At 71.5% G+C, this 25,844-nt stretch carries 18 protein-coding genes; 10 read left to right on the top strand and 8 right to left on the bottom strand.

Annotated elements, in window-relative coordinates:
• Positions 1–21 precede the first annotated feature (21 nt).
• The 4 genes from OG912_RS06405 to eccD form a co-directional block, all read right to left on the bottom strand.
• Positions 22–1,401, bottom strand: a complete 1,380-nt coding sequence (locus OG912_RS06405) for a M16 family metallopeptidase (RefSeq protein ID WP_326739212.1) — start codon at positions 1,399–1,401, stop codon at positions 22–24.
• The gene (locus OG912_RS06410; protein ID WP_326740800.1) at positions 1,398–3,611 is read right to left on the bottom strand and encodes a polyribonucleotide nucleotidyltransferase; all 2,214 of its coding nucleotides are present in this window, start codon (positions 3,609–3,611) and stop codon (positions 1,398–1,400) included. The genes OG912_RS06405 and OG912_RS06410 overlap by 4 nt, the downstream gene beginning before the upstream one ends.
• A gap of 270 nt (positions 3,612–3,881) precedes the next feature.
• A complete protein-coding gene (gene rpsO / locus OG912_RS06415; protein ID WP_018551846.1) occupies positions 3,882–4,172 on the bottom strand; it encodes a 30S ribosomal protein S15 in 291 nt (96 codons plus the stop codon).
• Positions 4,173–4,348: 176 nt separating this feature from the next.
• Complete coding sequence (gene eccD / locus OG912_RS06420) at positions 4,349–5,797, bottom strand: type VII secretion integral membrane protein EccD (protein ID WP_327708557.1); 1,449 nt, start codon at positions 5,795–5,797, stop codon at positions 4,349–4,351.
• Between the two features lie 206 nt (positions 5,798–6,003).
• Here eccD and eccCa point away from each other — a divergent pair, with 206 nt between their 5' ends.
• Both eccCa and OG912_RS06430 read left to right on the top strand, forming a co-directional pair.
• Entirely contained in the window at positions 6,004–9,957 is a 3,954-nt protein-coding gene (gene eccCa, locus OG912_RS06425; protein ID WP_327708558.1) for a type VII secretion protein EccCa, read from the top strand.
• Positions 9,958–10,096: 139 nt separating this feature from the next.
• Positions 10,097–10,330 carry a DUF397 domain-containing protein gene (locus OG912_RS06430; protein ID WP_326739209.1) on the top strand — a complete coding sequence of 78 codons (234 nt, stop codon included), beginning with the start codon at positions 10,097–10,099 and terminating at the stop codon, positions 10,328–10,330.
• Between the two features lie 85 nt (positions 10,331–10,415).
• Here the strand turns inward: OG912_RS06430 and OG912_RS06435 are convergent, their stop codons facing one another.
• The 4 genes from OG912_RS06435 to eccB all read right to left on the bottom strand — a co-directional run bounded on the left by OG912_RS06435 (position 10,416) and on the right by eccB (position 14,120).
• Positions 10,416–10,721, bottom strand: coding sequence for a WXG100 family type VII secretion target (locus OG912_RS06435; RefSeq protein ID WP_326739208.1), 306 nt, complete (start codon positions 10,719–10,721; stop codon positions 10,416–10,418).
• Positions 10,722–10,767: 46 nt separating this feature from the next.
• Positions 10,768–11,118: a hypothetical protein gene (locus OG912_RS06440; RefSeq protein ID WP_326739207.1), complete on the bottom strand. Its 351-nt coding sequence runs from the start codon at positions 11,116–11,118 to the stop codon at positions 10,768–10,770.
• A 178-nt stretch (positions 11,119–11,296) separates the two neighbouring features.
• Complete coding sequence (gene mycP, locus OG912_RS06445) at positions 11,297–12,517, bottom strand: type VII secretion-associated serine protease mycosin (RefSeq protein WP_327708559.1); 1,221 nt, start codon at positions 12,515–12,517, stop codon at positions 11,297–11,299.
• Between the two features lie 55 nt (positions 12,518–12,572).
• Positions 12,573–14,120, bottom strand: a complete 1,548-nt coding sequence (gene eccB / locus OG912_RS06450) for a type VII secretion protein EccB (protein ID WP_327708560.1) — start codon at positions 14,118–14,120, stop codon at positions 12,573–12,575.
• A gap of 229 nt (positions 14,121–14,349) precedes the next feature.
• Between eccB and eccE the strand changes: the two genes are divergently transcribed.
• The 8 genes from eccE to OG912_RS06490 all read left to right on the top strand — a co-directional run bounded on the left by eccE (position 14,350) and on the right by OG912_RS06490 (position 25,842).
• The gene (gene eccE / locus OG912_RS06455) at positions 14,350–15,663 is read left to right on the top strand and encodes a type VII secretion protein EccE (protein ID WP_327708561.1); all 1,314 of its coding nucleotides are present in this window, start codon (positions 14,350–14,352) and stop codon (positions 15,661–15,663) included.
• The gene (locus OG912_RS06460) at positions 15,663–16,391 is read left to right on the top strand and encodes a hypothetical protein (RefSeq protein WP_327708562.1); all 729 of its coding nucleotides are present in this window, start codon (positions 15,663–15,665) and stop codon (positions 16,389–16,391) included. The genes eccE and OG912_RS06460 overlap by 1 nt, the downstream gene beginning before the upstream one ends.
• 311 nt (positions 16,392–16,702) lie before the next feature.
• Positions 16,703–19,591 (top strand): SCO5717 family growth-regulating ATPase, encoded by a 2,889-nt coding sequence (locus OG912_RS06465; protein WP_327708563.1) that lies wholly within the window; start codon positions 16,703–16,705, stop codon positions 19,589–19,591.
• Between the two features lie 197 nt (positions 19,592–19,788).
• Complete coding sequence (locus tag OG912_RS06470; RefSeq protein WP_327708564.1) at positions 19,789–21,666, top strand: ABC transporter substrate-binding protein; 1,878 nt, start codon at positions 19,789–19,791, stop codon at positions 21,664–21,666.
• Between the two features lie 117 nt (positions 21,667–21,783).
• On the top strand, positions 21,784–22,866 hold the full coding sequence (locus tag OG912_RS06475; RefSeq protein WP_327708565.1) for an ABC transporter permease: 1,083 nt from the start codon (positions 21,784–21,786) through the stop codon (positions 22,864–22,866).
• A complete protein-coding gene (locus OG912_RS06480) occupies positions 22,863–23,831 on the top strand; it encodes an ABC transporter permease (RefSeq protein WP_443060953.1) in 969 nt (322 codons plus the stop codon). The genes OG912_RS06475 and OG912_RS06480 overlap by 4 nt, the downstream gene beginning before the upstream one ends.
• Positions 23,828–24,850, top strand: a complete 1,023-nt coding sequence (locus OG912_RS06485; RefSeq protein WP_327708566.1) for an ABC transporter ATP-binding protein — start codon at positions 23,828–23,830, stop codon at positions 24,848–24,850. The genes OG912_RS06480 and OG912_RS06485 overlap by 4 nt, the downstream gene beginning before the upstream one ends.
• Complete coding sequence (locus OG912_RS06490; RefSeq protein WP_327708567.1) at positions 24,847–25,842, top strand: ABC transporter ATP-binding protein; 996 nt, start codon at positions 24,847–24,849, stop codon at positions 25,840–25,842. The genes OG912_RS06485 and OG912_RS06490 overlap by 4 nt, the downstream gene beginning before the upstream one ends.
• The last annotated feature ends 2 nt before the right edge of the window (positions 25,843–25,844 follow it).

Genomic DNA, 25,844 nt, shown 5'->3' on the forward strand with positions numbered 1-25,844 from the left:
TCTGCTTCCTTACAAAGGGATTTAGGAGACCGCTTCGTCGAGGCGGCCGGCCTGCTTGTCCTTGAGCGGGCCGATGACGGAGAGCGAGGGACGGTGTCCGAGGACCTCGCCCGCCACCGCGCGGACGTCGTCCGGGGTCACCTGCGCGATGCGGGCCAGCATGTCGTCGACCGACATCTGCTCGCCCCAGCACAGTTCGCTCTTGCCGATCCGGTTCATCAGGGCGCCGGTGTCCTCCAGGCCGAGGACGGTGGATCCGGAGAGCTGGCCGATCGCGCGGCTGATCTCCTCGTCGTCGAGTCCGTCCGACGCGACCTTGTCGAGCTCGTCGCGGCAGATCTTGAGGACGTCGTGGACCTGGCTGGGCCGGCAGCCCGCGTACACACCGAAGAGCCCGCAGTCCGCGAAGCCCGAGGTGTACGAGTAGACGCTGTACGCGAGGCCGCGCTTCTCCCGTACCTCCTGGAAGAGGCGGGAGCTCATGCCGCCGCCGAGGGCGGTGTTGAGTACGCCGAGCGCCCAGCGGCGCTCGTCGGTGCGGGCCAGTCCCGGCATGCCGAGGACCACGTGGGCCTGCTCGGTCTTGCGGTTCTGCAGCTCGACCCGGCCCGCGGTGCGCAGCGTGCGGGAACCCGCGCGCGGCGCCGTCGGGACGGCGTCAGTGCGGGAGAGGGCTCCGGCGCGCTCGAAGGCCTTGCGGACCTGGCGTACGACCGTGGCGTGGTCGACGTTGCCGGCTGCGGCGACGACCAGGTGCGTGGGGTCGTAGTGCTTCTTGTAGAAGCGGGCGATCTGGCCGCGGTTCAGGGCGTTGATCGTGTCGACGGTGCCGAGGACCGGGCGGCCGAGCGGGGTGTCGCCGAGCATCGTGTGCGCGAACAGGTCGTGCACGCAGTCGCCCGGGTCGTCCTCCGTCATCGCGATCTCCTCGAGGATGACGCCGCGCTCGGCGTCGACGTCCTCGGGGGCGATCAGGGAGCCGGTCAGCATGTCGCAGACGACATCGATGGCCAGCGGCAGGTCCGTGTCGAGGACCCGCGCGTAGTAGCAGGTGTACTCCTTCGCCGTGAAGGCGTTCATCTCGCCGCCGACCGCGTCGATCGCGGACGAGATGTCGAGGGCGCTGCGCTTGGCGGTGCCCTTGAAGAGGAGGTGTTCGAGGTAGTGCGTCGCGCCGTTCAGCGTCGGGGTCTCGTCGCGTGATCCGACGTTGGCCCAGATACCGAAGGTGGCGGAGCGTACGGAGGGCAGGGTTTCGGTGACGATGCGCAGGCCGCCGGGGAGGACCGTGCGGCGGACCGTGCCGATGCCGTTGGTGCCCTTGAGAAGCGTTTGGGTACGGGCGACGGCCCGCCCCTCCGAGGAGGGGCGGGCCGTCGTCACGGAACTACGGGACGTCACTTGTCGGTGTCGTCCTTCGTCTCGTCCTCTTCGCCCTCGATGACGGGGATGAGGGAGAGCTTGCCGCGGGAGTCGATCTCCGCGATCTCGACCTGGACCTTGGCGCCGACGCCGAGCACGTCCTCGACGTTCTCCACGCGCTTGCCACCGGCGAGCTTGCGGATCTGCGAGATGTGCAGCAGGCCGTCCTTGCCGGGCATCAGGGAGACGAACGCACCGAAGGTGGTGGTCTTGACGACCGTACCCAGGTAGCGCTCGCCGACCTCCGGCATGGTCGGGTTGGCGATCGCGTTGATCGTGGCGCGCGCGGCCTCGGCCTGCGAGCCCTGCTGGGCACCGATGTAGATGGTGCCGTCGTCCTCGATCGTGATGTCGGCGCCGGTGTCCTCCTGGATCTGGTTGATCATCTTGCCCTTGGGGCCGATGACCTCACCGATCTTGTCCACCGGGATCTTGACGGTGATGATCCGCGGGGCGTTCGGGGACATCTCGTCCGGGACGTCGATGGCCTCGTTCATCACATCGAGGATGTGGAGGCGTGCGTCACGGGCCTGCTTCAGCGCGGCGGCCAGGACCGAGGCGGGGATGCCGTCGAGCTTGGTGTCGAGCTGGAGCGCGGTCACGAACTGCTTCGTACCGGCGACCTTGAAGTCCATGTCACCGAACGCGTCCTCGGCACCGAGGATGTCGGTGAGGGCGACGTAGTGGGTCTTGCCGTCGATCTCCTCGGAGATCAGACCCATGGCGATACCGGCGACGGCGGCCTTGAGGGGCACACCGGCGTTCAGCAGGGACATGGTGGAGGCGCAGACCGAGCCCATGGACGTGGAGCCGTTGGAGCCCAGCGCCTCGGAGACCTGGCGGATCGCGTAGGGGAAGTCCTCGCGCGACGGCAGCACCGGCACGATGGCGCGCTCGGCGAGCGCGCCGTGGCCGATCTCGCGGCGCTTGGGCGAGCCCACGCGGCCGGTCTCACCGACAGAGTACGGCGGGAAGTTGTAGTTGTGCATGTAGCGCTTGCGGGTCACCGGGGAAAGGGTGTCCAGCTGCTGCTCCATCCGGAGCATGTTGAGGGTGGTGACGCCCAGGATCTGGGTCTCGCCACGCTCGAAGAGCGCCGAGCCGTGCACGCGCGGGATGGCCTCGACCTCGGCGGCGAGCGTACGGATGTCCGTGACGCCACGGCCGTCGATGCGGACCTTGTCCTTGATGACGCGCTCGCGGACCAGCTTCTTGGTCAGCGCGCGGTAGGCACCGGAGATCTCCTTCTCGCGGCCCTCGAAGGCCGGGAGGAGCTTCTCGCCCGCGATCTCCTTGATGCGGTCCAGCTCCGCCTCGCGCTCCTGCTTGCCGGCGATGGTGAGCGCCTTGGCGAGCTCGGTGCTGACGGCCTTGGAGAGGGCCTCCAGGACGTCGTCCTGGTAGTCGAGGAAGACCGGGAACTCACCGGTGGGCTTGGCAGCCTTGGCGGCGAGGTCCGACTGGGCCTTGCAGAGCGCCTTGATGAAGGGCTTCGCGGCTTCCAGACCGGCGGCGACGACCTCTTCGGTCGGGGCCTCGGCGCCGTCCTGGACGAGCTGGATGGTCTTCTCGGTGGCCTCGGCCTCGACCATCATGATCGCGACGTCGCCGTCCTCCAGGACGCGACCCGCGACGACCATGTCGAAGACGGCGTCCTCGAGCTCGGTGTGCGTCGGGAAGGCGACCCACTGGCCCTTGATCAGGGCGACGCGGGTGGCGCCGATGGGGCCGGAGAAGGGCAGGCCCGCCAGGATCGTGGAAGCGGAGGCGGCGTTGATCGCGACCACGTCGTACAGGTGGTCGGGGTTGAGCGCCATGATCGTCTCGACGATCTGGATCTCGTTGCGCAGGCCCTTCTTGAAGGAGGGGCGCAGCGGGCGGTCGATCAGACGGCAGGTGAGGATCGCGTCCTCGGAGGGGCGGCCCTCCCGGCGGAAGAAGGAGCCGGGGATCTTGCCGGCGGCGTACTGCCGCTCCTCGACGTCCACCGTGAGGGGGAAGAAGTCGAGCTGGTCCTTGGGCCGCTTGGAAGCGGTGGTGGCCGACAGCACCATGGTGTCGTCGTCCAGGTACGCGACGGCGGAGCCGGCGGCCTGCTTGGCCAGGCGGCCCGTCTCGAAGCGGATGGTGCGGGTGCCGAAGGTTCCGTTGTCGATAACGGCCTCGGCGTAGTGGGTCTCGTTCTCCACTAGTGATTTCTCCATACTCGTCGTCTTTCGTCCTGTCGCCCGTGTGGCGGAGGACGGTGCGGAGAGGCGCACCTTGTGTGCGGGGCCGGTCTTCGATCGAAGCTCCCGGGCGTTGTCCCGGGGGCCACTACCGAGGACCGGCGGCGGCTGCGGGGCGCCTCTCCTCGTCTGGTGTTGTACGTCCAGGTTACTGAGCTTGACGCCAGTACCGCACGTACGGCAAAGGGAGCGGCCCCGTGATCGTGGGCACCGCTCCCTTTCGCAACGTCTTTACTTGGCGCCGCCGGCCGCGCCACGGCGGATGCCGAGGCGGTCGACGAGCGCACGGAAGCGCTGGATGTCCTTCTTGGCCAGGTACTGCAGGAGGCGGCGACGCTGGCCGACCAGGATCAGCAGACCACGACGGGAGTGGTGGTCGTGCTTGTGCGTCTTGAGGTGCTCCGTCAGGTCCGAGATGCGGCGCGAAAGCATGGCGACCTGAACCTCGGGGGAACCGGTGTCGCCCTCCTTCTGCGCGAACTCGGTCATGATCTGCTTCTTCGTAGCGGCGTCGAGCGGCACGCGGTACTCCTCTTGGTGTTCGATGCGCCCACGAGTGCCCCTGGTCTTGATCTCAGGGGAGCTTGAGTGACTCGGGAGCGAAGGTCCGATGAGCGCAGCCCCCAGAGTCAACCGGGAACGCGTACACAAACGGCCACAGCCAGACTACCAGCCGTTCGGAGCGGGACCGACTGGCCTCAGCCCGTGAGGGTCCTGGCGCGTGCGAAGACGTCGAGGACCGCCATGCAGAGCGGGACCAGGGAGAGCAGGAGCACGCTCTCCGTCAGGTCCAGGATCCGGCCCCAGAACGGGGAGAGCCCCTTACGGGGAACGATCAGGCCAGCCGCGGTCAGCAGGGCCGCCCCGGCGGCGACGGCCGCGGAGAGCCGGACCGTACGCATGGCGAGCACCCCCGCCGGGTCGGCCGGCGGATTCAGCGCGAGGCCGAGGATCAGCAGGGCGAGGGCTGCGATGCCTGCCGCGAGCACGCAGACGACCTGCGAGGTGTAGCGGAAGAGCCGGGCGCGCAGCAGCAGGGCGAGCCCCGTGGCCAGGGCGAGGACCTGCCCCCAGGCGTCGCCGGAGAAGCCGAGCACCGCGGCGGACGTAGCGGCGAGGGCCGCGCAGCCTCCGACGAGGCCGAGCAGGAGCTCGTGGCCCCGCCGCGCCCGCTCCGCGATGTGCGCGGCGTCGGCGGGTGCGTCCCGGCGGCCGGTGTCCGGGTCGGCGTAGGGGTCGTCGTAGCCGGTCCGGCCGGTGCGCTCCTGCGTGTATCCGATGGGGAGCCGGGCGAAGCGGGCCGAGAGGCCGGGCAGGAAGGCGGCGAGTCCGATGGCGGCCGGGGCGCAGACGGCGGCGGCCGCGGCGGCCGGGGCTTCGGTGAGGATCGCGGCGAAGGCCGCCAGGGTGCCCGCGGTGGCGAGGAAGGCCGCCGCGACGAACGGGGCGTCGCCGCCCGGGCTGACGGCCACCAGGGCGACGGCGGCGACCAGGACGGCGACGCAGCCGAGCAGGAGCTGGAGCCCGCCCGGTCCCTGGCCGGCGTCCGGGCCGATGATGCCGGAGCCCGCGATGAGGACGAGGGGCAGCGCGCCGAGGCCGAGTGCGACGGCCGTGCCGCGGTCCGCGTAGACCCGGGCGCGCAGCCCCGCGAAGGCGGTGAGCAGCACTCCGGCGGCGCCCGCGATGACGCCGGGCAGGCTGTGCATGTCGTGGCGGACCGGGTCGGCGAACCAGAGGACGAGGCCCAGCAGGACGAACAGCAGTGCGGCGCCCGCCGGGCCGGCGCCGCGCAGCAGGTCGTCGCTCCACAGGTGGCGGTCGCGGCCGACGGCCGAGGCGATGGCGTCCGGGACGTCGTCGAACACGGCGGGCGGCAGCGACTCGGCGAACGGGCGCAGGCTGAGGATCTCGCCGTCGAGCACCTGCTGGGCGGCGAGGGTGCGGGCGCCGTCGAGGACGGTGCCGTCGCGTCGTACGAGGTGGTAGCCGGTGGGAGTGGCGACGGCCTGGGTCCGGCCGGTGAGGCGGAGGATCTCCGGGCAGACGTCGGCGACGGCGAGGTCCTCGGGCAGTGCGACGTCGATCCGGCTGTCGGGCGCCACGACGGTGACGCGGCAGAAGCCGGTCGCTGCGGTCGTACTCACGTGTCTGGTCCCCCTGGTCCGCAATTGCGCACGATGCGCGCGCAACCCTACTGGAAAGGGTGAATCCCGTTATCTGCGCCGGAGTCCGGCACATAGGATCGCGGTCGCGCGGAGGCCGGCCCGTGGGCGGAGCAGCCACGGGACGCCGGTGCGGGTCCGTCCCGCTTCCGCTCCCGGCCCGTCCGTACCGAGGGATTGATGCACCGGTGAGCCACATCGTCATGAAGCGACCGCCGCGGGCCCTGCCGCCGGAACTTCCCGCGGACGGGGTGACGTTGAAGGCTCCGCCCTCGCTGCCGCGCGGACAGCGGGAGGGCCTGCTGATGCAGGTCCTGCCGGTGCTCGGCATGGGTTCTTCGGTGGTCTTCTTCTTCTCGCCGCAGGCGCCGCCGTTCATGCGGATCATGGGTGTGCTGATGCTGGTGTCGACCCTCGCCATGGCGGTGGCCCAGCTGGTCCGTCACCGGCGTGGTACGCAGGGGCAGTTGGCGGATGCGCGGCGCGACTACCTCACCTACCTGGCGCACACCCGGCGTACGGTCCGGCGGACCGCGCGCGCCCAGCGTGACGCGCAGTGGTATCTGCACCCCGGCCCCGAACAGCTGTGGTCGGTGGTCGCCGAGGGCGTCCGGGTCTGGGAACGGCGGGCCGGTGACGAGGACTTCGGGCGGGTACGGATCGGGCTCGGGGTTCAGGGGCTGTCGACGCCCCTGTCGGCGCCGGACGCCGATCCCGCGGATGAGGCGGAGCCGGTGTGCGCGGGGGCGCTGCGGCGGTTCCTGGCGGTGCACGGCTCGCTGGACGGGTTACCGGTGGCGTTCCCGGTGCGGGCGTTCCCGCGGGTGACGGTGAGCGGGCCGCCGGAGTCGGCCCGGTCGGTGGCGCGGGCGGTGGTGGCCCAGTTGGTGACGCTGCATTCGCCCGACGATCTGGTGGTCGCGGTCGTGGCGGGGCCGGGTGCGGTGGCGTGCTGGGACTGGACGAAGTGGCTGCCGCACACGCAGGTGCCGGGGCAGGCCGACGGGGCCGGTTCGAAGCGGCTGTTCGCGGCCGACATGGCCGGTCTTGAGGCGTTGCTGGGCGGCCGGCTGGAGGGGCGGCCGCGGTTCGGCCGGGAGAGTGGGCCGTTGGCGGACCAGCCGCACATCGTGGTGGTCCTGGACGGCGGGCGGGCGGCGCCGGACTCGGCATCGGTGGCGCCCGAGGGGCTGCAGGGCGTGACCGTCGTGGAGCTGGTGCAGGGTGAGCCGGCCGTTCACCGCGGCGGTCTGTCCGTGAAGGTGCGGCCGGGGCTGCTGCGGATGGAGTCGGGCACGGGTGCGGCGTACGAAGGTGTGCCGGACGGCATCTCACTGCCCGCGGCCGAGGCGCTGGCCCGGCAGCTGGCCCCGCTGCGGACGGGCGGGGGCAGGGACGGCGAACCGCTGCTGTCCGACCTGGACTTCACCGAACTGCTGAACCTCGGCGATGCGGCTGCCGTCGATGTGGCGCGCACCTGGCGGCCCCGGCCGGTCTCCGAACGGCTGCGGGTGCCCATCGGGGTCGGCGAGGACGGGCTGCCGGTGATGCTGGACCTCAAGGAGGCGGCGCAGGACGGCATGGGGCCGCACGGGCTGTGCGTCGGCGCGACGGGGTCCGGCAAGTCGGAGCTGTTGCGGACGCTGGTGCTGGGGCTCGCGGTCACCCATCCTTCCGAGACGCTGAACTTCGTGCTCGCGGACTTCAAGGGCGGGGCGACGTTCAGCGGTATGTCGCAGCTGCCGCACGTGGCCGCGGTCATCACCAATCTGGCCGACGACCTGGCCCTCGTCGACCGGATGGGCGACGCGCTCCGCGGGGAGCTCCAGCGCAGGCAGGAGCTGCTGCGCTCGGCGGGCAACTACGCCAACATCCACGACTACGAGAAGGCCCGGGCGGCGGGCGCGGCGCTGGAGCCGCTGGCCTCGCTGGTGCTGGTGATCGACGAGTTCTCCGAACTGCTCACCGCCAAACCCGACTTCATCGACATGTTCATCCAGATCGGCCGCATCGGCCGTTCGCTGGGTGTGCATCTGCTGCTGGCCTCGCAGCGGCTGGAGGAGGGCAGGCTGCGCGGTCTGGACACGTATCTCTCGTACCGGATCGGGCTGCGGACCTTCTCGGCCGCCGAGTCGCGGACGGCGCTGGGGGTGCCGGACGCGTACCAGCTGCCGTCGGTGCCGGGCTCGGGCCTCCTCAAGGCCGGTACGGAGGAGATGACGCGGTTCAAGGCGGCGTACGTGTCGGGGGCGTACCGCACGGGCGGCCCCGCCGTCGGGGCGGGGCAGGTGCCGGCCGCGCGGCGGGCCGCCCTGTTCCGTGCGCTGCCGGTGGCGTCGGCGGGTACGGAGGCCGGTGGGGCGGCCTCGCCTGTCGCGCCGGTGCGGGACGACGCGTTCGCCGACACCGTGCTCGACGTGGTCGTGCGTCGGCTGGAGGGCCAGGGGGTGCCGGCCCATCAGGTGTGGCTGCCGCCGCTGGACCGGGCCCCGGCGCTGGACCAGCTGCTGCCGGGGCTCGCGCCGGCCGAGGGGCGCGGGTTCACCGCCACGGAGTACAGCCGGCCCGGCGGGCTGACGGTCCCGCTCGGTCTGGTCGACAAGCCGTTCGAGCAGCGGCGCGAGGTGCTGTACCGCGACTTCTCCGGGGCTGCGGGGCATCTGATGGTGGTCGGCGGGCCGCAGTCGGGCAAGTCGGCCCTGCTGCGGACGTTGATCGCGTCGTTCGCGCTCACGCACACCCCGCAGGAAGTGCAGTTCTACGGTCTCGACTTCGGTGGCGGCGGGCTCGCCCCGCTGGCGGAGCTGCCGCATGTGGGACAGATCGCCTCACGGCTGGATCCGGAGCGGGTGCGGCGCACGGTCGCGGAGGTGGCGGGGGTGCTGGCCCGGCGCGAGGAGCTCTTCCGCGCCCGGGGGATCGACTCCGTCGCCACCTACCGGCACCGGCGCGCCCTCGGTGAGCTGCCCGGTGAGGCGTGGGGGGACGTGTTCCTGGTCATCGACGGCTGGGGCGGGTTCCGGACCGAGTACGAGTCGCTGGAGCCGGTCGTCACGGACATCGCCGCGCGCGGTCTCGGCTACGGGGTCCATGTGGTGCTCTCCGCCGCGCGGTACATGGAGGTGCGCGCCGCGCTCAAGGACCAGATCCTCGGACGGCTCGAACTGCGGCTCGGCGACGTCATGGACTCCGAGTTCGACCGGAAGGTCGCCGGCCGGGTGCCGGCCGGGGCGCCGGGCCGCGGCCAGGTGGCGGAGAAGCTGCACTTCATGGCCGCGCTGCCGCGCATCGACTCGGTCACCGATGCGACGGGCCTCGCCGACGCGACCTCCGAGCTCGTCGGTACGGTGCGGGCGAACTGGACGGGCGCACCGGCCCCTTCCGTACGGCTGCTGCCGCTCAGGCTGCCGGCGGAGCGCCTGCCGAAAGGGTTCGAGTTCCCGCACCGGGGCGTCGCGATCGGGATCGCCGAGACGGATCTGGAACCGGTGTTCGTCGACTTCGACACCGATCCCTTCTTCCTGGTCTTCGGCGAGAGCGAGTCGGGCAAGACCAATCTGCTGCGCCTGATCGCGAAGCAGCTCGCCGAGCGGTACTCCCCCGACGAGGCGAAGCTCGTCGTCGGGGACTACCGGCGGGGGCTGCTGGGCGCGCTGCCGGAGAGCCATCTGCTGGAGTACGCGCCGACGGCGGACGCGCTGGGGACGCACATGGAGGCGCTGGCCGGTGTGTTCGCGCGGCGGCAGCCGCCGGCGGACGTGACTCCGCGGCAGCTGCGGGACCGGAGCTGGTGGACGGGTCCGCAGATCTTCGTCGTCGTCGACGACTACGACCTGGTGGCGACGGGCACGGGCGGTCCGCTGGCCCCGCTGGCGGAGTATCTGCCGTTCGCCCGGGACACCGGGGTGCGCTTCGTCATCGCCCGCAGTTCGGCGGGGGCGTCGCGCGCGATGTACGAGACGTTCATGCAGCGGATCAAGGAGCTGGGGGCGCAGGGGGTGGTGCTGTCCGGCAGTCCGGCCGAGGGGGATCTCATCGGGGCGGTGCGCGGGCATCCGCTGCCGCCGGGGCGCGGGTACTTCGCCACCCGGCGGCGCGGCAGTGCGCTGGTGCAGACCGGAAGGCTTCCGGAGCGGCCCTGAGACGGGCGACGGGGAGCGCGCGCGGCATCACGGGAGCACAGAAGAGCGCCGTTCGCCGGGGAATCGGCGACCTCGTCAAAGCCCGCGGCGGTGCCTGTACGGTGCCGTGCAGAGCCACGTACGGAGAGGAACGCTGACCATGGGCACGCAGGCGGAGAAGGACGAGCTGTACGCACTCGACATCTCGGGGGTGGAATGGCTGAGTGCGCCCGGGACCGAGAAGGCGGAGGAGCGCGTCGAGATCGCGCATCTGCCGGGCGGGGCCGTGGCGATGAGGTCCTCGCTGGATCCGGACACCGTGCTGCGGTACACGGAGGCCGAGTGGCGTGCGTTCGTACTGGGCGCCCGGGACGGCGAGTTCGACCTGACGTAGGCCCTGAGGGGTGGGCGGCACGCGGGAGGGGCACGTTCACCGGAACGTGCCCCTCCCGTTGTACGCGGCCCGGTGCCCCGTGTGTTCAGTACGCCTCGGTGAACAGCCGTGAGGCCCTGAGGTCCGTGACGCGGTAGTTGTCCTTGCCGTTCTCGATGATCCTGGCGACGTGTTCCAGGCGGCCCTTCATGTCGTCGGCCTTGCCGCGGTACTTGTTCTGGAGCAGCACGTACGCGGTGTGGGCCTCGCCGTCCCAGGTGTCGGTGACCACCTTGAGCGCGCTGTCCATCTCCTCCAGGTCGCGGCAGATGTTCTGCGACACCACACGGATGCGGTTCGCCATCTCCTGGACGCTTTCGTACCTGACCTTGGTGTGCGGGTCGTGCCCCATCCGGGTTCTCCTCTGGCTCGGCTGCGGGGGAAGGGGAAGTGCGGCTTCAGACTCCGTTGAGCCCCGAGGCGTTGCCCGCCGAGGCCGGTGTCCTGACCGCGTTGAAGGCGGCGCGGACCTCGTCGTCGTTGGCGTTGCTGAGGTTCCTGGTGCTGCCCACCGCGTGGAGCAGCACATTGAGCAGCCGGCGGATCTCGTCGTGGTCCTCGTTGATCACGAGCTGCGCGGACGTGAACCCCGAGGCGCCCGCACCGGTCCACCCCGCCCCGGCCGTCGCGAGGATGTCGGCGAGTTCCCTGGACTGCGTGGAGACCGCCTCGGCGGTCTTGACGATCTTGTTCCTGGCCTGGATGACCGGCTCGTCGGCAAGTCCGAAACCGCCCGCGGGGTTGGTCATGCGGAGGTCCTCTCTCGGTTCGCTGGGGATGCGGGGCAGGGTGGGCCGCACCGGCTCCGGCGGAGCGCCTCCAACCGGTCCTGACCCCCCGTCACCCGCCTGAAGTCCGCGCTCACCCTAGCCACTTCGGCGCCTCGTCCCGGGCGCCCCGAACGGCGCGCAGCCGCCTCGGAGCGGGTCAGCGACGAGGTGGAACGCGGCGTCTGCGGAGGTCGCGCGCCACGGTCGCGGTGCCGGCCACCACGGCGACCAGCACGGCCGCCGTGACCAGTGCGTAGGTCGCGTACCGCTTGCCGCGTTGCTGCGAGGTCTCCGACATCTCCAGGTGCGCGGGCTCGGGAGCCTGGGCCCCGGTGGGCGGTGCGTCGGGGTGGGGGGCGTCCTGCGGGGCGTCGTCCCCGGACAGTGCGCGGACCGGATCGACTACACCCCATCCGATGAAGGCGTCACGGCCGTTGACGGAGCGCTCCGCCGTCTGTTCGATATGGGCGATGATCTGCGCAGCCGTCCATTCCGGGTACTTGGCGCGCATCAGGGCGACGACCCCGGTGACGTACGGCGCGGCGAAGCTGGTGCCGTTGTCGGTGCACTGACCGTTGCCGGGGACGGTGGAGACGATGTCGACACCGGGGGCGGCGACCCCCACGAAATCCCCTGCCTGGGAGAAGGGTGCGCGTTCGTTGTTGCGGTCGGACGCGGCGACGGCGAGGACGCCGTCGAAGGCTGCGGGGTAGGTGCTTCTGTGTCTGCCGTCCGCGCCGTCGTTGCCCGCGGCGGCGACGACCACGATGTCCTTGTCGATCGCCCGCGCCACCGCCCGGCCCAGCAGCGAGTCGTCGGCCAGTGGCCTGGTGGTGTCCTGGGAGATGTTGATGACCTGGGCGCCGTGGGCGATCGCGTGGTCGATCGCGGCGGCCATCGCGCTGTCCCTGCCGTTGTGCCGCCCGTCGTTCTGACGGATCGGGATGACGGTGGCCTCGGGGGCCAGGCCGACGAAGCCGGTGCCGCCGCGGGGGCGGGCGGCGATGATGCCGGCGACCTTGGTGCCGTGACCGACCTCGTCCACGGTTCCGTCGCTCCCGCCGCCATCGGTGTAGTCGATGCCCGCGGAGGCGTCCACGGCGCCTCTGAGCTGAGGGTTGGTGTCATCCACCCCGGTGTCGATGACGGCGACGCGGATCCCCTTGCCCCGTGTGTCCTGCCACAGTTCGTCGAGGAGTACCCGCTGGAGCGGCCAGGGGCGTCCCTCGAACTGCTCCTTCATCGGGAAGTCGCATGCGCCGCCGCCGTCCAGGTGCAGACCGCCCGGGTCCGCGACGGCGTACGCGGCCTGCGGCCCCGCAAGGGCGCCCAGCGCGGCGGCGGCCGCCGTCAGCAGGACCCTTTTCCGATACGGCATCGCGCTCTCTCCCCCACGTGTGTCCAACGGCCTTCCGCCGCCCCGCCCTGCCACGTCACGAACCCTGGGGCCGACGGGCGCTGTTCGTGTCGAGCCGGGGGCCCTTGGCCAGGAACTCCGACCAGGCGATCGGGACGAGTGCCGGCGTCACCGTCTCGTATCCGAGCCTGATCTGCGCCTCGCCGGGTTCGGGCCGCCTGCCGGGATCGTCCTTCGCGCCGCCGGTGCCGATGCCGGACCGTTCGGCAGCGCTGTCGCCGCTCGCCTGAACCGCGTACCGCAGTCCGGTGTCTGTCACCAGGAAGAGTGATCCGTCCCGGCTGTCCTGCCCTTCCCTCACCTGGGTGTAGAGCAGCCCGCTGCCCGGGGTCACATACGTGCTCGTGCCCCCGGCGCCGACGGGGACGGGGTACGCGGCGCCGGCCCAGGTACTCAGCGTCGTCCGGCCCGTGCCGTCCGTGCGGCGCAGCACGTTGCAGACGGTGTCGCGGCCGGCGGCACCCGCGTCGGTGGCATTGACCTGGACCACCCTGTTCGCGGGCCAGTGCGCGGCCTGGCCCGCGAAGGGCCCGGTGCCCGGGACGAAGTCCTGGAGGCCGGCGGGGCGCGCCTTGCCGACCAGGTCGAGGGGTGCGGTCTGCGGGGAGTTGATCAGCAGCCAGGCGGTGAACTCGGAGACCGGCAGGACCTCGCCGTCGAGGACGACGTAGTGGGCGGTGCCCTCTCCGTTCCTGGTGCGCAGCACCGTACCCACGCGGTTCTCCAGCGCGGACAGGTGTCCCTCGATGTGCGCCGGGGCGCCGACCTCGCCGGGGATCCGCGGGAAGGCGACCGGGCTGCCGTCGTGCAGCGTGGCCAGCCAGTCGTCGGTGACGGACTGCGGCTGCGCGCTGCCGACCAGGGCGCCGGTCAGATGGCCGAGGTCTGCGGCGGTCTCGTCGATGCGGTACTTGGTGCCGCGGGCGTCGACGAGGTAGCGGGTGCCGTCCTGTCCCTTGACGTAGAGGATCTGGCCGCCGGTGAGCCGCCCGGCGCCCTCGGTCAGCTCCTTGTCGCGTTCGGCGAGGACGAAGGCGGCCTTCTGTACGGTGTTCCCGCTGCCGGGCTGTACGCAGACGGCCCAGCGCTTGGCGGTGCCCGCGTCCTTTTCCTCGGGCAGCCGGTCGGGGGCGTAGGGGATGCCGAGGACGGGCCCGCGCGGGGGTTTGCCCGCGTCCAGGATGTCGTCGTCGACCTGGACGACGCCGTAGTTCTGCGGGGTCAGCAGCAGCCTGGCGGAGGCGAGGTTCAGCACGGGGTGCAGGAGCGTCCTGCGGTTCCCGCCCTTGCCGGTGGTGAGCACCACGTAGCGGGTGGTGGACGCCTTGCCGACGATCACCTTGGTGCCGGGGGCGTCCCAGTCCCTGGGGGCGGCCGGCCGGAACATGCCGTAGGCGCCGAACCCCGCGAGGATCAGCGCGCCGGCGACGAGGCCCGGCAGGACGGCGCGCAGGGGGCGCGGGGCGCCCTCGTCGCAGCCGGTGGGCGAGGGCTGGAGGAATGCCGCCACCATGCGTCGCTTCGCGAAGGTGTACGCGTTGAGGTCGTCGCGCCGCGATGCCATGAGTCCGTCCGTCTCCCCGTGTCCGACCGCACGGCACCGGGAGCGGCCGCGGCCGGCGTCCCGTACCGGACCCCCGATGCCGGACCGGCTCCCTACTATGCCTGTCGAACCAGGGGTGTTGCGGTCCGGGTATGGTGATTCACCCCGCCGGAGACCTCGGCGGAACGGCGTGGAACGGGCCGGGCCGGGTCGCGAGACACCGGGCCCGGATGAACGGGGGAATGCCTCGATGACGGCTTCCGCGACGCGGACGGCTGCGGACACCCGGCCTCCGGAATCCCCCCGGGCCGGAGCGCCGGACGCCCCCATACGCGGCAGCGGTCCCGGCATCGTGCGGTGGGGCGGGCGGGCCGGATCGTTCGGGCCGTTCCGGCTGCACCAGCTGGTGCTGTTCGAGATCGCGGGGGCGTTGCTGCTCTGTGCCTGGGTCGTGGATCCGCTGCTGCTGGCCCCGGCCTCGGTGCCGGCCGTACTGCTGGTGATGCTCGCCGTCGTGCGGCGGCGGCGCCGCTCTCTTCCGGCCCTGCTGCACGCCGTCCTCGCCCTGCGGGCCCGTAACCGCAGGTCCGCGTCCACGGAACGGGCCGCCGGAACCGAACCGGGCATCGCGCCCGTGGTCGAGTGCGAACCGGCGCTGCGTACGCACTCGTTCGGGGGCCGTGATCGGCGACCGGTCGGCATGATCGGCGACGGTACGTACCTGACGGCCGTCCTCAGGATCGACGCGGGCGGCACGGCACTGCGCGCGGACCGGTCCGCGCGGCCGCTTCCCCTGGCGCTCGTGCGCGACGCGCTGGACGTCGACGGCATCCGGCTGGAGTCGGCACAGATCGTGCAGCACACCCAGCCGGCGCCCGCGCCGCATCTGCCGGAGGACTCGGTCGTGGCCCGCAACTACGCGCCGCTTCAGGCCCGGACGGGCTCCCCCGCGGTCCGGATCACCTGGATCGCGCTGAAGCTGACCCCGGAGCTCTGCCCGGAGGCCGTACGGGCGCGGGGCGGCGGCTTCACCGGTGCGCAGAAATGCCTGGTGCGCGCGGCCGACCAGCTGGCCGGCAGGCTGACCGGAGCGGGGCTCCGCGCGACGGTGCTCACGGAGCAGGAACTCGGCGCGGCGATCGCCACATCCACCTGCGCGAGCCCGTCGGCCACGGCGCGGGCCGGTCTGGACGGGGCGCCCGCCCGCCGCACCCGGGAGACCGCGCGCACCTGGAGCTGCGACGACCGGCCGCACACCACGTACTGGGTGCGCCGCTGGCCGGAGTTCGGCGGTGGCGGTGCCCCGATGCCGCAGCTCGTCGCGCTGCTCACCTCGGTCCCGGCCCTGGCCACGACGTTCAGCCTCACGCTGGGACACGGTGACCGGCAGGAGACCGCGGTCACCGGTCACATCCGCGTCACCGGTCGAGACGAGCGGGAACTGCGGTCCGCCCGACACGAGTTGGAGCGGACGGCACGCGGGGTGAAGACCTCGCTGGTACGGCTCGACCGCGAGCAGCTGCCCGGCGTGCTGGCCACCCTGCCCCTCGGAGGTGCCGGCTGATGTCCGTACCCGTACCCGTACGGGGCCGTGGGCGACTGGGCCTCGGGCTGCCGGGCGTGCGGCGGCCCACGCATACGGTGCGGCCCGAGCAACTGGCCTCGCTGGCCCTGCCGGTCGGCGACGACGGCGTGGTGATCGGCGTGGACGAGGAAGGGCGCCCCGCCGTGCTCGGCGTCGTCCGGCCCACTCCGTACGACGTCACTCTGATCGGAGGGCTCTGGACGGCGCAGGTGCTCGCGCTGCGGGCGGCGGCGACCGGAGCCCGGATCGTGGTGGAGACGGGGCGGGCCGCCGCCTGGGAGGGGCTGGTGCGGGCGGCAGGCGGTGACGGCTGCGGCATCGCGCTGCACGAGGTGGGCCGGGTGCCGCCGCAGGGCCCCTCGGCCGGTTCGCCGGTCGTGGTGGTGCGGGACTGCGGCACCAGGCCACCGCGCGGGCGGGTGGCGGCCGGCCCCTGGCAGTCGGTGGTGACACTGCTGCCCTATCTGAGCCCGGTGGCCTCCGGACTGATGGAGAAGTCGTCCCTGGTCGGCATTCAACGGGTGTCTCCCGGCGAAGCCGAACAGATCGGGCATCTCATGCGTCTGGGGTCCGGCGAGACCCGTTCCCTGCCCACCCTGACGGACGGGGTCACCCTCTGGCGCACCCGGCGGGACCGCCGGTTCGTGATGATCCATCCGACCGATGCGGAATCGGGACTGCTGGGCAGCGCACGCAGGATGGACTGACGGCCCACCACCAGGTGTGCGAATTGTGCGGTTTTCCCTGCGCAGATGTGCATGTTTGACCGCTTTACGCCTCACTCCCGGCCGCACTCAGTCCACTTGGGTGCAGTACGTGACGTACGGGACAGCAGCCACAGTGCCGTACGGCCTGCCGTGGTGGGCCCGATGACGATTAGGGTGGGTCGGGGCGCGGCAGAAGAACCTGCGGGCAGGCAACGCGCGTCCCAGGGGGAGAGCCGGGCGGTACGCACTGCGGGAAACGGTCGCCCCCACCCCCCACGGCACAAGGGTGCTCGACCACACCAGGAGGCAAAGTGAACGGCGATCGGGACGAGATGCGCGGGGGCTGGAACAAGCCCGTCGACGAGTCGTCCGACGCGGAGCCCGCCGAGATGACGGGTGAGTTCACCATCGACTACACCCCGCCCGCCTGGTACACGCAGAATGCGCCGGGCGACTCGTCGGGCGGCGCCGGAACGCACCTGGCACCCCCGCCGCCCAGCGGCGCCCCGGTGTCCGTGCCCGGACTGCCGCCCGGGAGCGGCTTCGAGCCCGACTGGACTCCGGCACCTCCGGCTCCGGCTCCGGCTCCGGCTCCGGCTCCGGCTCCGGCTCCGGCTCCGGCTCCGGCCCACGATGCCGCCGTCGGCGCGAGTGGTGCGCCGGATCCCTTCGGGGGCGGCGACCTGGAGAGCGGCGCGACCATGCGGTTCTCGGCCGCCGCCCTGAAGCGGGAGATCGCCGAGCGCGAGGCCGCTGCGGAGCCCTCCGCCGAGGCGGGGGGCAACGACTCCGCGGTCGGCGCCGGTGCCACCGGGGTCGACCCCGTGGCCGGTGAAGAACCCGCGGATACCGGAGCCGACGCCGCCTCGGACGCCACGCAGCATGATTCCGGAGAGGCCGGAGAGGCCGGAGAGGCCGGTTCCCGGGAGGCCGGGGCAGATCCGGACGCCTCCGCATCCGAACCCTCCTCGACACCGGCCGACGCGCCTGCCGCACCTGTCGACACTGTTGCCTCCTCCGCCGAGGAGGAGGAACAGCACGAGGCCGACGGAGACGCCTCCTTCGGCACCCCGCCGGTGGACGGCTCCGCGAGCCACGACGACTCCGGCAGCGCCCCGCAGGCAGAAGAGCCCGCCGACGCCGTGCCCGCGGACGCGGCACCCTCCGACACCGCGCCCCCGGCCGCCCCCACCGGCGCGGCCCCTCTCGACGTACCGTCGGGCAGCGCACCTCAGGACCCCGCACCGGCGCCCTGGACGCCCGCACCGGCATCGGGCGGACTGCCGCCGCTGCCGCCCGCCTTCCAGCCCGCGGCACCGCAGCCCGCCGCACCTCAGCCGGCGTCCCACTGGCCCCCGCATGCCCCGGCGGCCCCTCAGGCTCCTCAGTTCCCCCAGCCGGCTGCCCCGGCGCCGCAGGGTGGGTACGGCTTCCCGCAGCAACCGCAGGCCCAGCAAGCCCTGCCGGGAGCCGCACTTCCGGCACAGCTCCCGCAGGCGCCCACGCCGCAAGCACCGCAAGCACCGCAAGCCCCCCAGGCACCCCAAGCTCCGCAGCCACCTCAGGCGTACCAGTGGCCCCCGCAGCAGCAGAGCGCGACGCCACCCCCGCCGGCCCCTCAGTTGCCCCAGGCTCAGCAGCAGCCACAGCAGGGCGGCTACGGATTCCCCCAGGGCGCCCAGCCGCCGGCGCAGGCCACACCGAATCTGCCCGCGCAGATGCACCCGCAGCAGCAACCGCAGCAACCGCAACCTCAGCAGCACCCGCAACAGCAACTCCCGCCGCAGGGCCCGCCCACCGACCCCCGGGCCGGGGCCGCATGGCCCACGCCGGTCACCCACGACCAGCGCGAGCGTTCCGTGCCGGGCGCACCGCTCGGTTACACGGCCGCGGTCGAGCTCTCCTCCGACCGGCTCGTCCGGGGCAAGCAGAAGGCGAAGAGCAGTCGCAACCCGTCCGGCGCGTCCCGCTTCAAGCTGGGCGGCAAGAAGGAGGAGATCGAGCGGCAGCGCAAGCTCGATCTGATCCGCACCCCGGTGCTCTCCTGCTACCGGATCGCGGTGATCAGCCTCAAGGGCGGCGTGGGCAAGACCACGACGACCACCGCTCTCGGCTCGACCCTGGCGACCGAGCGGCAGGACAAGATCCTCGCCATCGACGCCAACCCCGACGCCGGCACGCTGGGCCGCCGGGTCCGCCGCGAGACCGGCGCGACCATCCGCGACCTGGTGCATGCGATCCCGCACCTCAACTCGTACATGGACATCCGGCGGTTCACCTCGCAGGCGCCCTCCGGTCTGGAGATCATCGCCAACGACGTGGACCCGGCGGTCTCGACCACGTTCAACGACGAGGACTACCGGCGCGCGATCGAGGTGCTGGGCAAGCAGTACCCGATCATCCTCACGGACTCGGGTACCGGTCTGCTCTACAGCGCGATGCGCGGTGTGCTGGACCTCGCAGACCAGTTGATCATCATCTCGACCCCGTCGGTCGACGGCGCGTCAAGTGCCTCCACCACACTGGACTGGCTGTCGGCACACGGGTACGCGGAGCTGGTCCAGCGGTCCCTCACGGTCATCTCCGGGGTCCGCGAGACCGGAAAGATGATCAAGGTCGACGACATCGTCCAGCACTTCGAGACACGCTGCCGCGGCGTGGTCGTCGTACCGTTCGACGAGCACCTGTCGGCCGGTGCCGAGGTCGACCTCGACATGATGCGTCCGAAGACCCGGGACGCGTACTTCCACCTCTCCGCCCTGGTGGCCGAGGACTTCGCGCGCGCCCAGCAGCAGCAGGGGCTGTGGACGGCGAACGGCACCAACCCGCCGCCGCAGTACGCCCCGCCGATGCCCGGCCAGCAGCAGCCGGGCCAGCCGGCACCCGGACAGCAGCCGTACGCACCTCAGCAGCCGTACCCCCAGCAGCCCGGACAGCCGTACCCGCAACAGCCATACGGTGGACAGCCGCAGCAGCCCTATCCGCCGCAGCCGGCGCCCGGCGCCGGGCAGAACTGGCAGCAGCCACCGCCCTCCCAGGCACAGTCGACGGCCGGCCGGACAGGTCCGCCGCCGCAGCCGCAGTACGGCGGACAGCCAGGTCAGCCGGGGCAGCCCGCCCACCCCGAACTCCAGGGCCCCGTACCGCCCGCGGGGTGGCAGCAGCAGCCTCCGCAGCCGCCGCCAGCGCCTCAGCAGTAAGGCGTCAGAGGTCTGAACCAATGAGGGTCCACATCGTTCTCGCGATGTGGACCCTCATTGCATTCCCGCAGACCACACGCCGTTTCGATGACCGTTGACGCGGCTCGACCACCGCTGATAAACCTTCGCTTCACCAGCTGGCGAACCACAGATCAACCCGCCTTCTCCGTGCGAGTCATGACGCGAGGTCCCTGACCATGGTCGAAAGAGTTCCACCACCCTCCGCCCAGCCACGCTCACGTCTGCGAATCCTCGTGGCCTCCGGCGCCGCCGCCCTTGCTCTCGCAGCCGGGTCCATCGTGCCGGGCATGCCGCTCGGGGCCGCGCCCCAGCAGGCGCAGGCCGCCGACAGCGGCAACAGGACGCTGACCGTCGCGGTCGCGCAGAGCGTCGACTCCCTGAGCCCGTTCCTCGCCCAGAAGCTGCTGAGCACGAGCGTCTCCCGGCTCATGTACGACTTCCTGACGAATTACGACCCGAAGGACAATCACGCCGTCCCGGGTCTCGCCACCAAGTGGGAGCCGTCGGCCGACAAGCTGACGTGGACGTACACCATTCGGTCCAATTCCAAGTGGTCGGACGGTCAGCAGGCCACCGCCGAGGACGCGGCCTGGACCTTCAACAAGATGATGACGGACGAGGCCGCCGCCCAGGCGAACGGCAGTTTCGTCACCAACTTCAAGAAGGTGACGGCTCCCAGCCCGACGCAGCTGGTCATCGAGCTCAAGGAGCCGCAGGCCACGATGGCCGCGCTCGACGTGCCGATCGTCCCCAAGCACGTCTGGGAGAAGGTCAAGGACTTCTCGAAGTTCAACAACGACAAGGACTTCCCCGTCGTGGGCAACGGGCCCTTCGTGCTGAGCGACTACAAGGTCGACCAGTACGTGAAGCTCAAGGCCAACAAGGACTTCTGGCGCGGCAAGCCCAAGTTCGACGAGCTGGTCTTCAAGACGTACAAGGACCAGGACGCCGCGGTCGCCGCACTCCGCAAGGGTGAGGTCTCCTTCGTCGCCGGCTCGCCCGCGCTGACGCCCGCCCAGGCCGCGTCGCTCAAGGGTGACGCGAACATCAAGGTCAACGAGGGTCCGGGGCGCCGCTTCTTCGCGCTGGCGACCAACCCGGGCGCGCAGACCAAGGACGGCAAGAAGTTCGGCAACGGCAACAAGGCGCTGCTGGACCAGAAGGTCCGCCAGGCGCTGTTCCTGTCGATCGACCGCAAGACGATCATCGACAAGGTCTTCCAGGGCCACGCCGTCGAGGGCCAGGGGTACATCCCGCCGCGCTTCTCCGAGTACGCCTGGCAGCCGTCGGCGACCCAGAGCCTCGCCTACGACCCCGCCAAGGCCGGAAAGCTCCTGGACCAGGCGGGCTACGAGCTCAAGGACGGAAAGCGCGTCGGCAAGGACGGCAAGGCGCTCGACCTGCGCATCCTGTGCCACGCGACGGACCCGAACGACAAGGCCATCGGCAAGTACCTCAAGGAGTGGTGGGGCAAGCTCGGCGTCGGCCTCAAGGTCGACTGCCTCGACGACGTCTCCGTGCCCTGGTACGCCGGTGAGTACGACCTCGCCTTCGACGGCTGGTCCGTCAACCCGGACCCGGACTTCGTCCTCGGCATCCACACCTGCGCCGCTCTGCCGATCAAGGCCAAGGCGAGTGCGTCCACGGACAACTTCATCTGCGACAAGTCGTACGACGAGCTGTACAAGAAGCAGCTCGCCGAGTACGACCCCGCCAAGCGTGCGGACCTCGTCGGGCAGATGCAGTCGTGGCTGTACGACTCCGGGTACATGAGCGTCATCGCGTACCCGAACGCGGTCGAGGCCTACCGCACCGACCAGATCAAGTCGATCACGACGATGCCCGAGGCGGCCGGCAACATCTACGGCCAGGACGGGTACTGGAGCTGGTGGTCGGCCGTTCCGGCCGGCAGTGACGGCGGAGACGGTGACAGCGACTCCGGTTCGAGCTCCACGGGGCTCGTCATCGGCATCGTCGTCGCCGTGGTGGTCCTCGCCGGTGGCGGGTTCCTCATCTCCAGGCGCCGCCGCACCACCGCGGACGAGCGCGAGTAGTTCCGCGGACCGCGGGTAGTTCCCGCGGACGGGTTGAGAGCGAACGGCGGCGGGGTCCGGGCAGCCGGGCCCCGCCGGCCGATCCCTCTAAGTGCAGCACGAGTAACGAGAGTTCCCATGACAGCTGACAGCACTCCGGCGCTCGTGAAACAGGCGGATGCGGACACGGACGGCCCGGCTCCGGCCGCGCCCCCGGCCGCCCGCGGCCCACGGGCGCGCAACACCAAGGCCTATCTGAAGTACGTGGCCACGAAGATCGTCGGCGCGGCCGTCTCGCTGTTCGCCGTACTGGTCACCAGCTTCTTCCTCTTCCGGCTGATTCCCAGCGACCCCGTGAAGCAGATGACCGGCGGGCGGCCCGTGTCCGCCGAGCAGCTCGAATCGCTGCGCCGCCAGTTCGGCCTCGACCAGCCGATGTGGCAGCAGTTCACCAGTTACGTGGGCGACGCGCTCACCGGCGACTTCGGCACCTCGTTCCAGTTCCACGCCCCGGTGATGGACAAGATCACCGAGGCGCTCCCGGCGACCCTGCTCCTCACCGGAACGGCGTACGTCCTCTACAGCGCGCTGGGCATCTGGCTCGGCACCCGTACCGCCTGGCGCAACGGTTCGAAGAGCGACCGCTTCAACACCGCGCTCGCCCTCACGCTCTACTCCGTGCCCGCATTCTGGCTCGGCCTGCTCCTGATCATCGTCTTCTCGGTGGGCGTCGGCCCGATCCCGGGCATGTTCCCGACGGGCGGCCTGGAGTCGGGCAACGAGACGGGCTTCGCGTACGTGCTCGACGTCGCGCACCACATGGTGCTCCCCGTGATCACCCTGGTCGCGGTCGGCTACGCGCAGACGCTCCTCGTGATGCGCTCCTCGCTCCTCGACGAGATGGGCAGCGACTACCTGACGACGGCACGCGCCAAGGGGCTGCGCGACGACACGGTCCGCCGCCGGCATGCCGTCCCCAACGCGATGCTCCCGACGTTCACCCTGATGTTCGTCAACCTGGGCCATGTGGTCGCGGGACAGATCCTGGTCGAGACCGTGTTCTCCTGGCCGGGTCTCGGCGGCCTCTTCTACCAAGGGCTGAGCGTCCCCGACCTTCCGCTCGTCCAGGGACTGTTCTTCGTCTTCGCCACCGCGGTGATCCTGGCGAACACCCTGGCCGATCTGCTGTATCCGCTGCTCGATCCCCGGGTGGGCCGATGACGACCGAATCCATGCCCGCGTCCACACCGGGAGCCGAGGCCCCCGCACCCGAGGAATCCGGGCCCGAGACGGCCAGGAGTGCGGGCGCACTGGCCCGGGCCCGCAAGCGGCAGTCCCTGGCCCGGTTCTGGCGGCAGTACCGTAGCCACCGTGGTGGTCTGTGGGGGCTCGCCGGGCTTGTCCTGATCGTCCTGATCGCCGTGTGCGCGCCCGTACTGACGGGCGCGGACGCGCAGAGCGTCACCGAGGCTCCGGGCGGCGCGCTGGAGTCGCCGAGTGCGGAGTTCCCGCTCGGCACCGATCAGTTCGGACGCAGCGTTCTCGCCCTGCTGATCTGGGGAGCGCGCGTCTCGCTCACCGTGGGGCTGCTCGCGGCGTTCCTCTGTGTGGCCATCGGCACGGTCGTCGGGATCGTCGCGGGGCACTTCCGCGGCTGGTACTCGACGGTCCTGATGCGGGTCACCGACTGGTTCCTGGTGATGCCGACCCTGGTCCTGGCCATCGCGCTCGCCACCGTGATGGACCGCTCCCTGTGGACGGTCATCATCGCGATCGGCGTCACGACCTGGCCGACGACGGCCCGGCTGGTGCGGGCTCAGACCCTTGCCGTGGAGTCCCGCCCGTACATCGAGCGCGCCCGCGCGCTGGGCGGCGGGCACAAACACATCATGCTCCGGCACGTCCTGCCGAACGTGATGCCGCTGGTACTCGCGCAGACCACGCTGGTGATCTCCAGCGCGATCCTGACGGAGGCCACCCTGGCCTTCCTCGGCCTCGGCGACCCGACCATCACCTCCTGGGGCGGCATGCTCCAGGATGCGCGCGAAGCCGGTGCGGTGAGCGCCGGCGACTGGTGGTACCTGGCGCCGCCCGGCATCGCCATCGCCCTGGTGGCCCTGGCGTTCACGCTGTGCGGCCGCGCCATCGAGTCCGTCCTCAATCCCAAGCTGGGGGTGGCCCGTTGAGCACGACGAGCATCCGCAAGACGCCTCTTCTCGAAGTACGCGATCTGACGGTGACGTACGCCGGCGGGGCCCAGGCGGTCCGCGGGGTGAACCTGGAGGTCGACGCGGGCCGGAAGCTCGGCATCGCCGGGGAGTCCGGCTGCGGGAAGTCCACGCTGGCGCTCGCACTGCTGCGGCTGCTGCCGGCGGGCACGAAGGTCACCGGCGAGATCCTGCTGAACGGCGAGGACGTCCTCGCCATGAAGTGGGGTCAGGTCAGGGCGGTGCGCTGGGCGGGCGCGTCGATCGTCTTCCAGGGCGCGATGCACTCGCTGAACGCGGTGCACCGCATCGGGGACCAGATCGCCGAGCCGATCGTGCTGCACAGGAAGACGACACAGGCCGCGGCACGCAAGCGTGCCGGTGAGCTGCTGGAGCAGGTGGGGCTGCCCGCCGCCCGGGCGGACGCCTATCCGCACGAGCTCTCCGGCGGGCAGCGCCAACGCGTGATGATCGCGATGGCGCTCGCCTGCGACCCGGGCCTGATCATCGCGGACGAGCCGACGACGGCCCTCGATGTGATGATCCAGGCCCAGATCCTGCGGCTGATCGAGCAGTTGGTCTCCGAACAGGACCTCGGACTGATCATGATCAGCCATGACCTCGCGGTGCTCTCGGACACCTGCGACCGGCTCGCCGTGATGTACGCGGGACGGGTCGTGGAGCAGGGTCCGGCCTCCGAGGTCTACGAGCGGGCCCACCACCCGTACAGCAAGGCCCTGTCGGGCGCCTTCCCGCGGATCGGGGATCCCGCCTCGCGGTTCGCGCCTCGGGGGCTGCCGGGCGATCCGCCCGACCCGTCGGCGCTCCCGGCCGGCTGCACGTTCCATCCGCGCTGCCAGGTGGCCCTGGACTCCTGCACCACGCAGGACCAGGTGCTGCGGGTGGCGGGACCCGGGCGGGAGGCCGCCTGCGTGCTGGTGGGGCCGGAAGGGGCCGCGGCCCCGCAGGGCGCCGAGGAAGCAAGGAGCACATCATGACCACCACCACGGACCTGCTCAGTGCGCGGGAGCTCCAGGTCACGTTCCCCGGCAGGCACGGCGCCGACCCGGCGCGTGCGGTGGACGGGGTCGACCTGGACATCCGGCCGGGCGAGATCGTCGCGCTGGTCGGCGAGTCGGGGTGCGGCAAGACGACCCTGGCCCGTTCACTGCTGGGCCTGGTCCCGCCGACGGGCGGGCAGGTCACCTTCGGCGGGAAGCCGCTCGACTACGGGAGCCGGGCGCTGAAGGCGTACCGCAAGCGGGTCCAGCTGGTGCTCCAGGACCCCAGCGGTTCGCTGAACCCGCGCCACACGGTGTACGACGCGGTGGCCGAGGGTCTGCGGATCCACCGGTACGGCGGCGACGAGCGGGAGGCGGTGACGAACGCCCTCTCCCGGGCGGGTCTGCGGCCGCCGGAGCGGTTCTTCCTGCGCTATCCGCACGAGCTGTCGGGCGGTCAGCGCCAGCGCGTCGTGATCGCGGGCGCGCTGGTCCTGGAGCCCGAACTCATCGTGGCGGACGAGCCGGTGGCCTCCCTGGACGCGTCGGTGCGCGGCGAGATCCTGGCGCTGCTGCTGCGGCTCAGGGATGAACTGGGCCTGTCCGCGCTGGTGGTCACGCACGACCTCGGTCTCGCGTGGAACATCGCGGACCGGGTGGCGGTGATGTATCTCGGCCGGATCGTGGAGACGGGTGATGTGGAGCAGATCCTCACGTCTCCCCAGCATCCGTACACCCAGGCGCTGTTGTCGGTGCTGCCGGAGGCCGAGGGCGAACCGGTGGTACTGACCGGCGAGCCGCCGGACCCGTCCAGGGTGCCGTCGGGCTGCCGGTTCCATCTGCGCTGCCAGGTGCTGGCCTCGGGCGAGGCGGAGCGGGCCGGTGTCGCCGACGCCTGCCGTACGAAGGACCTGCCGGTGCTCGCGGGCGGCGGCGAGACCCAGGTGGCGTGCCACTGGGCGAGCGCGGCGGCGGTGGCGCAGCCCTAGGG

It is taken from the genome of Streptomyces sp. NBC_00464 (genome assembly GCF_036013915.1).
In the GTDB taxonomy this organism is placed as follows: Bacteria; Actinomycetota; Actinomycetes; order Streptomycetales; family Streptomycetaceae; genus Streptomyces.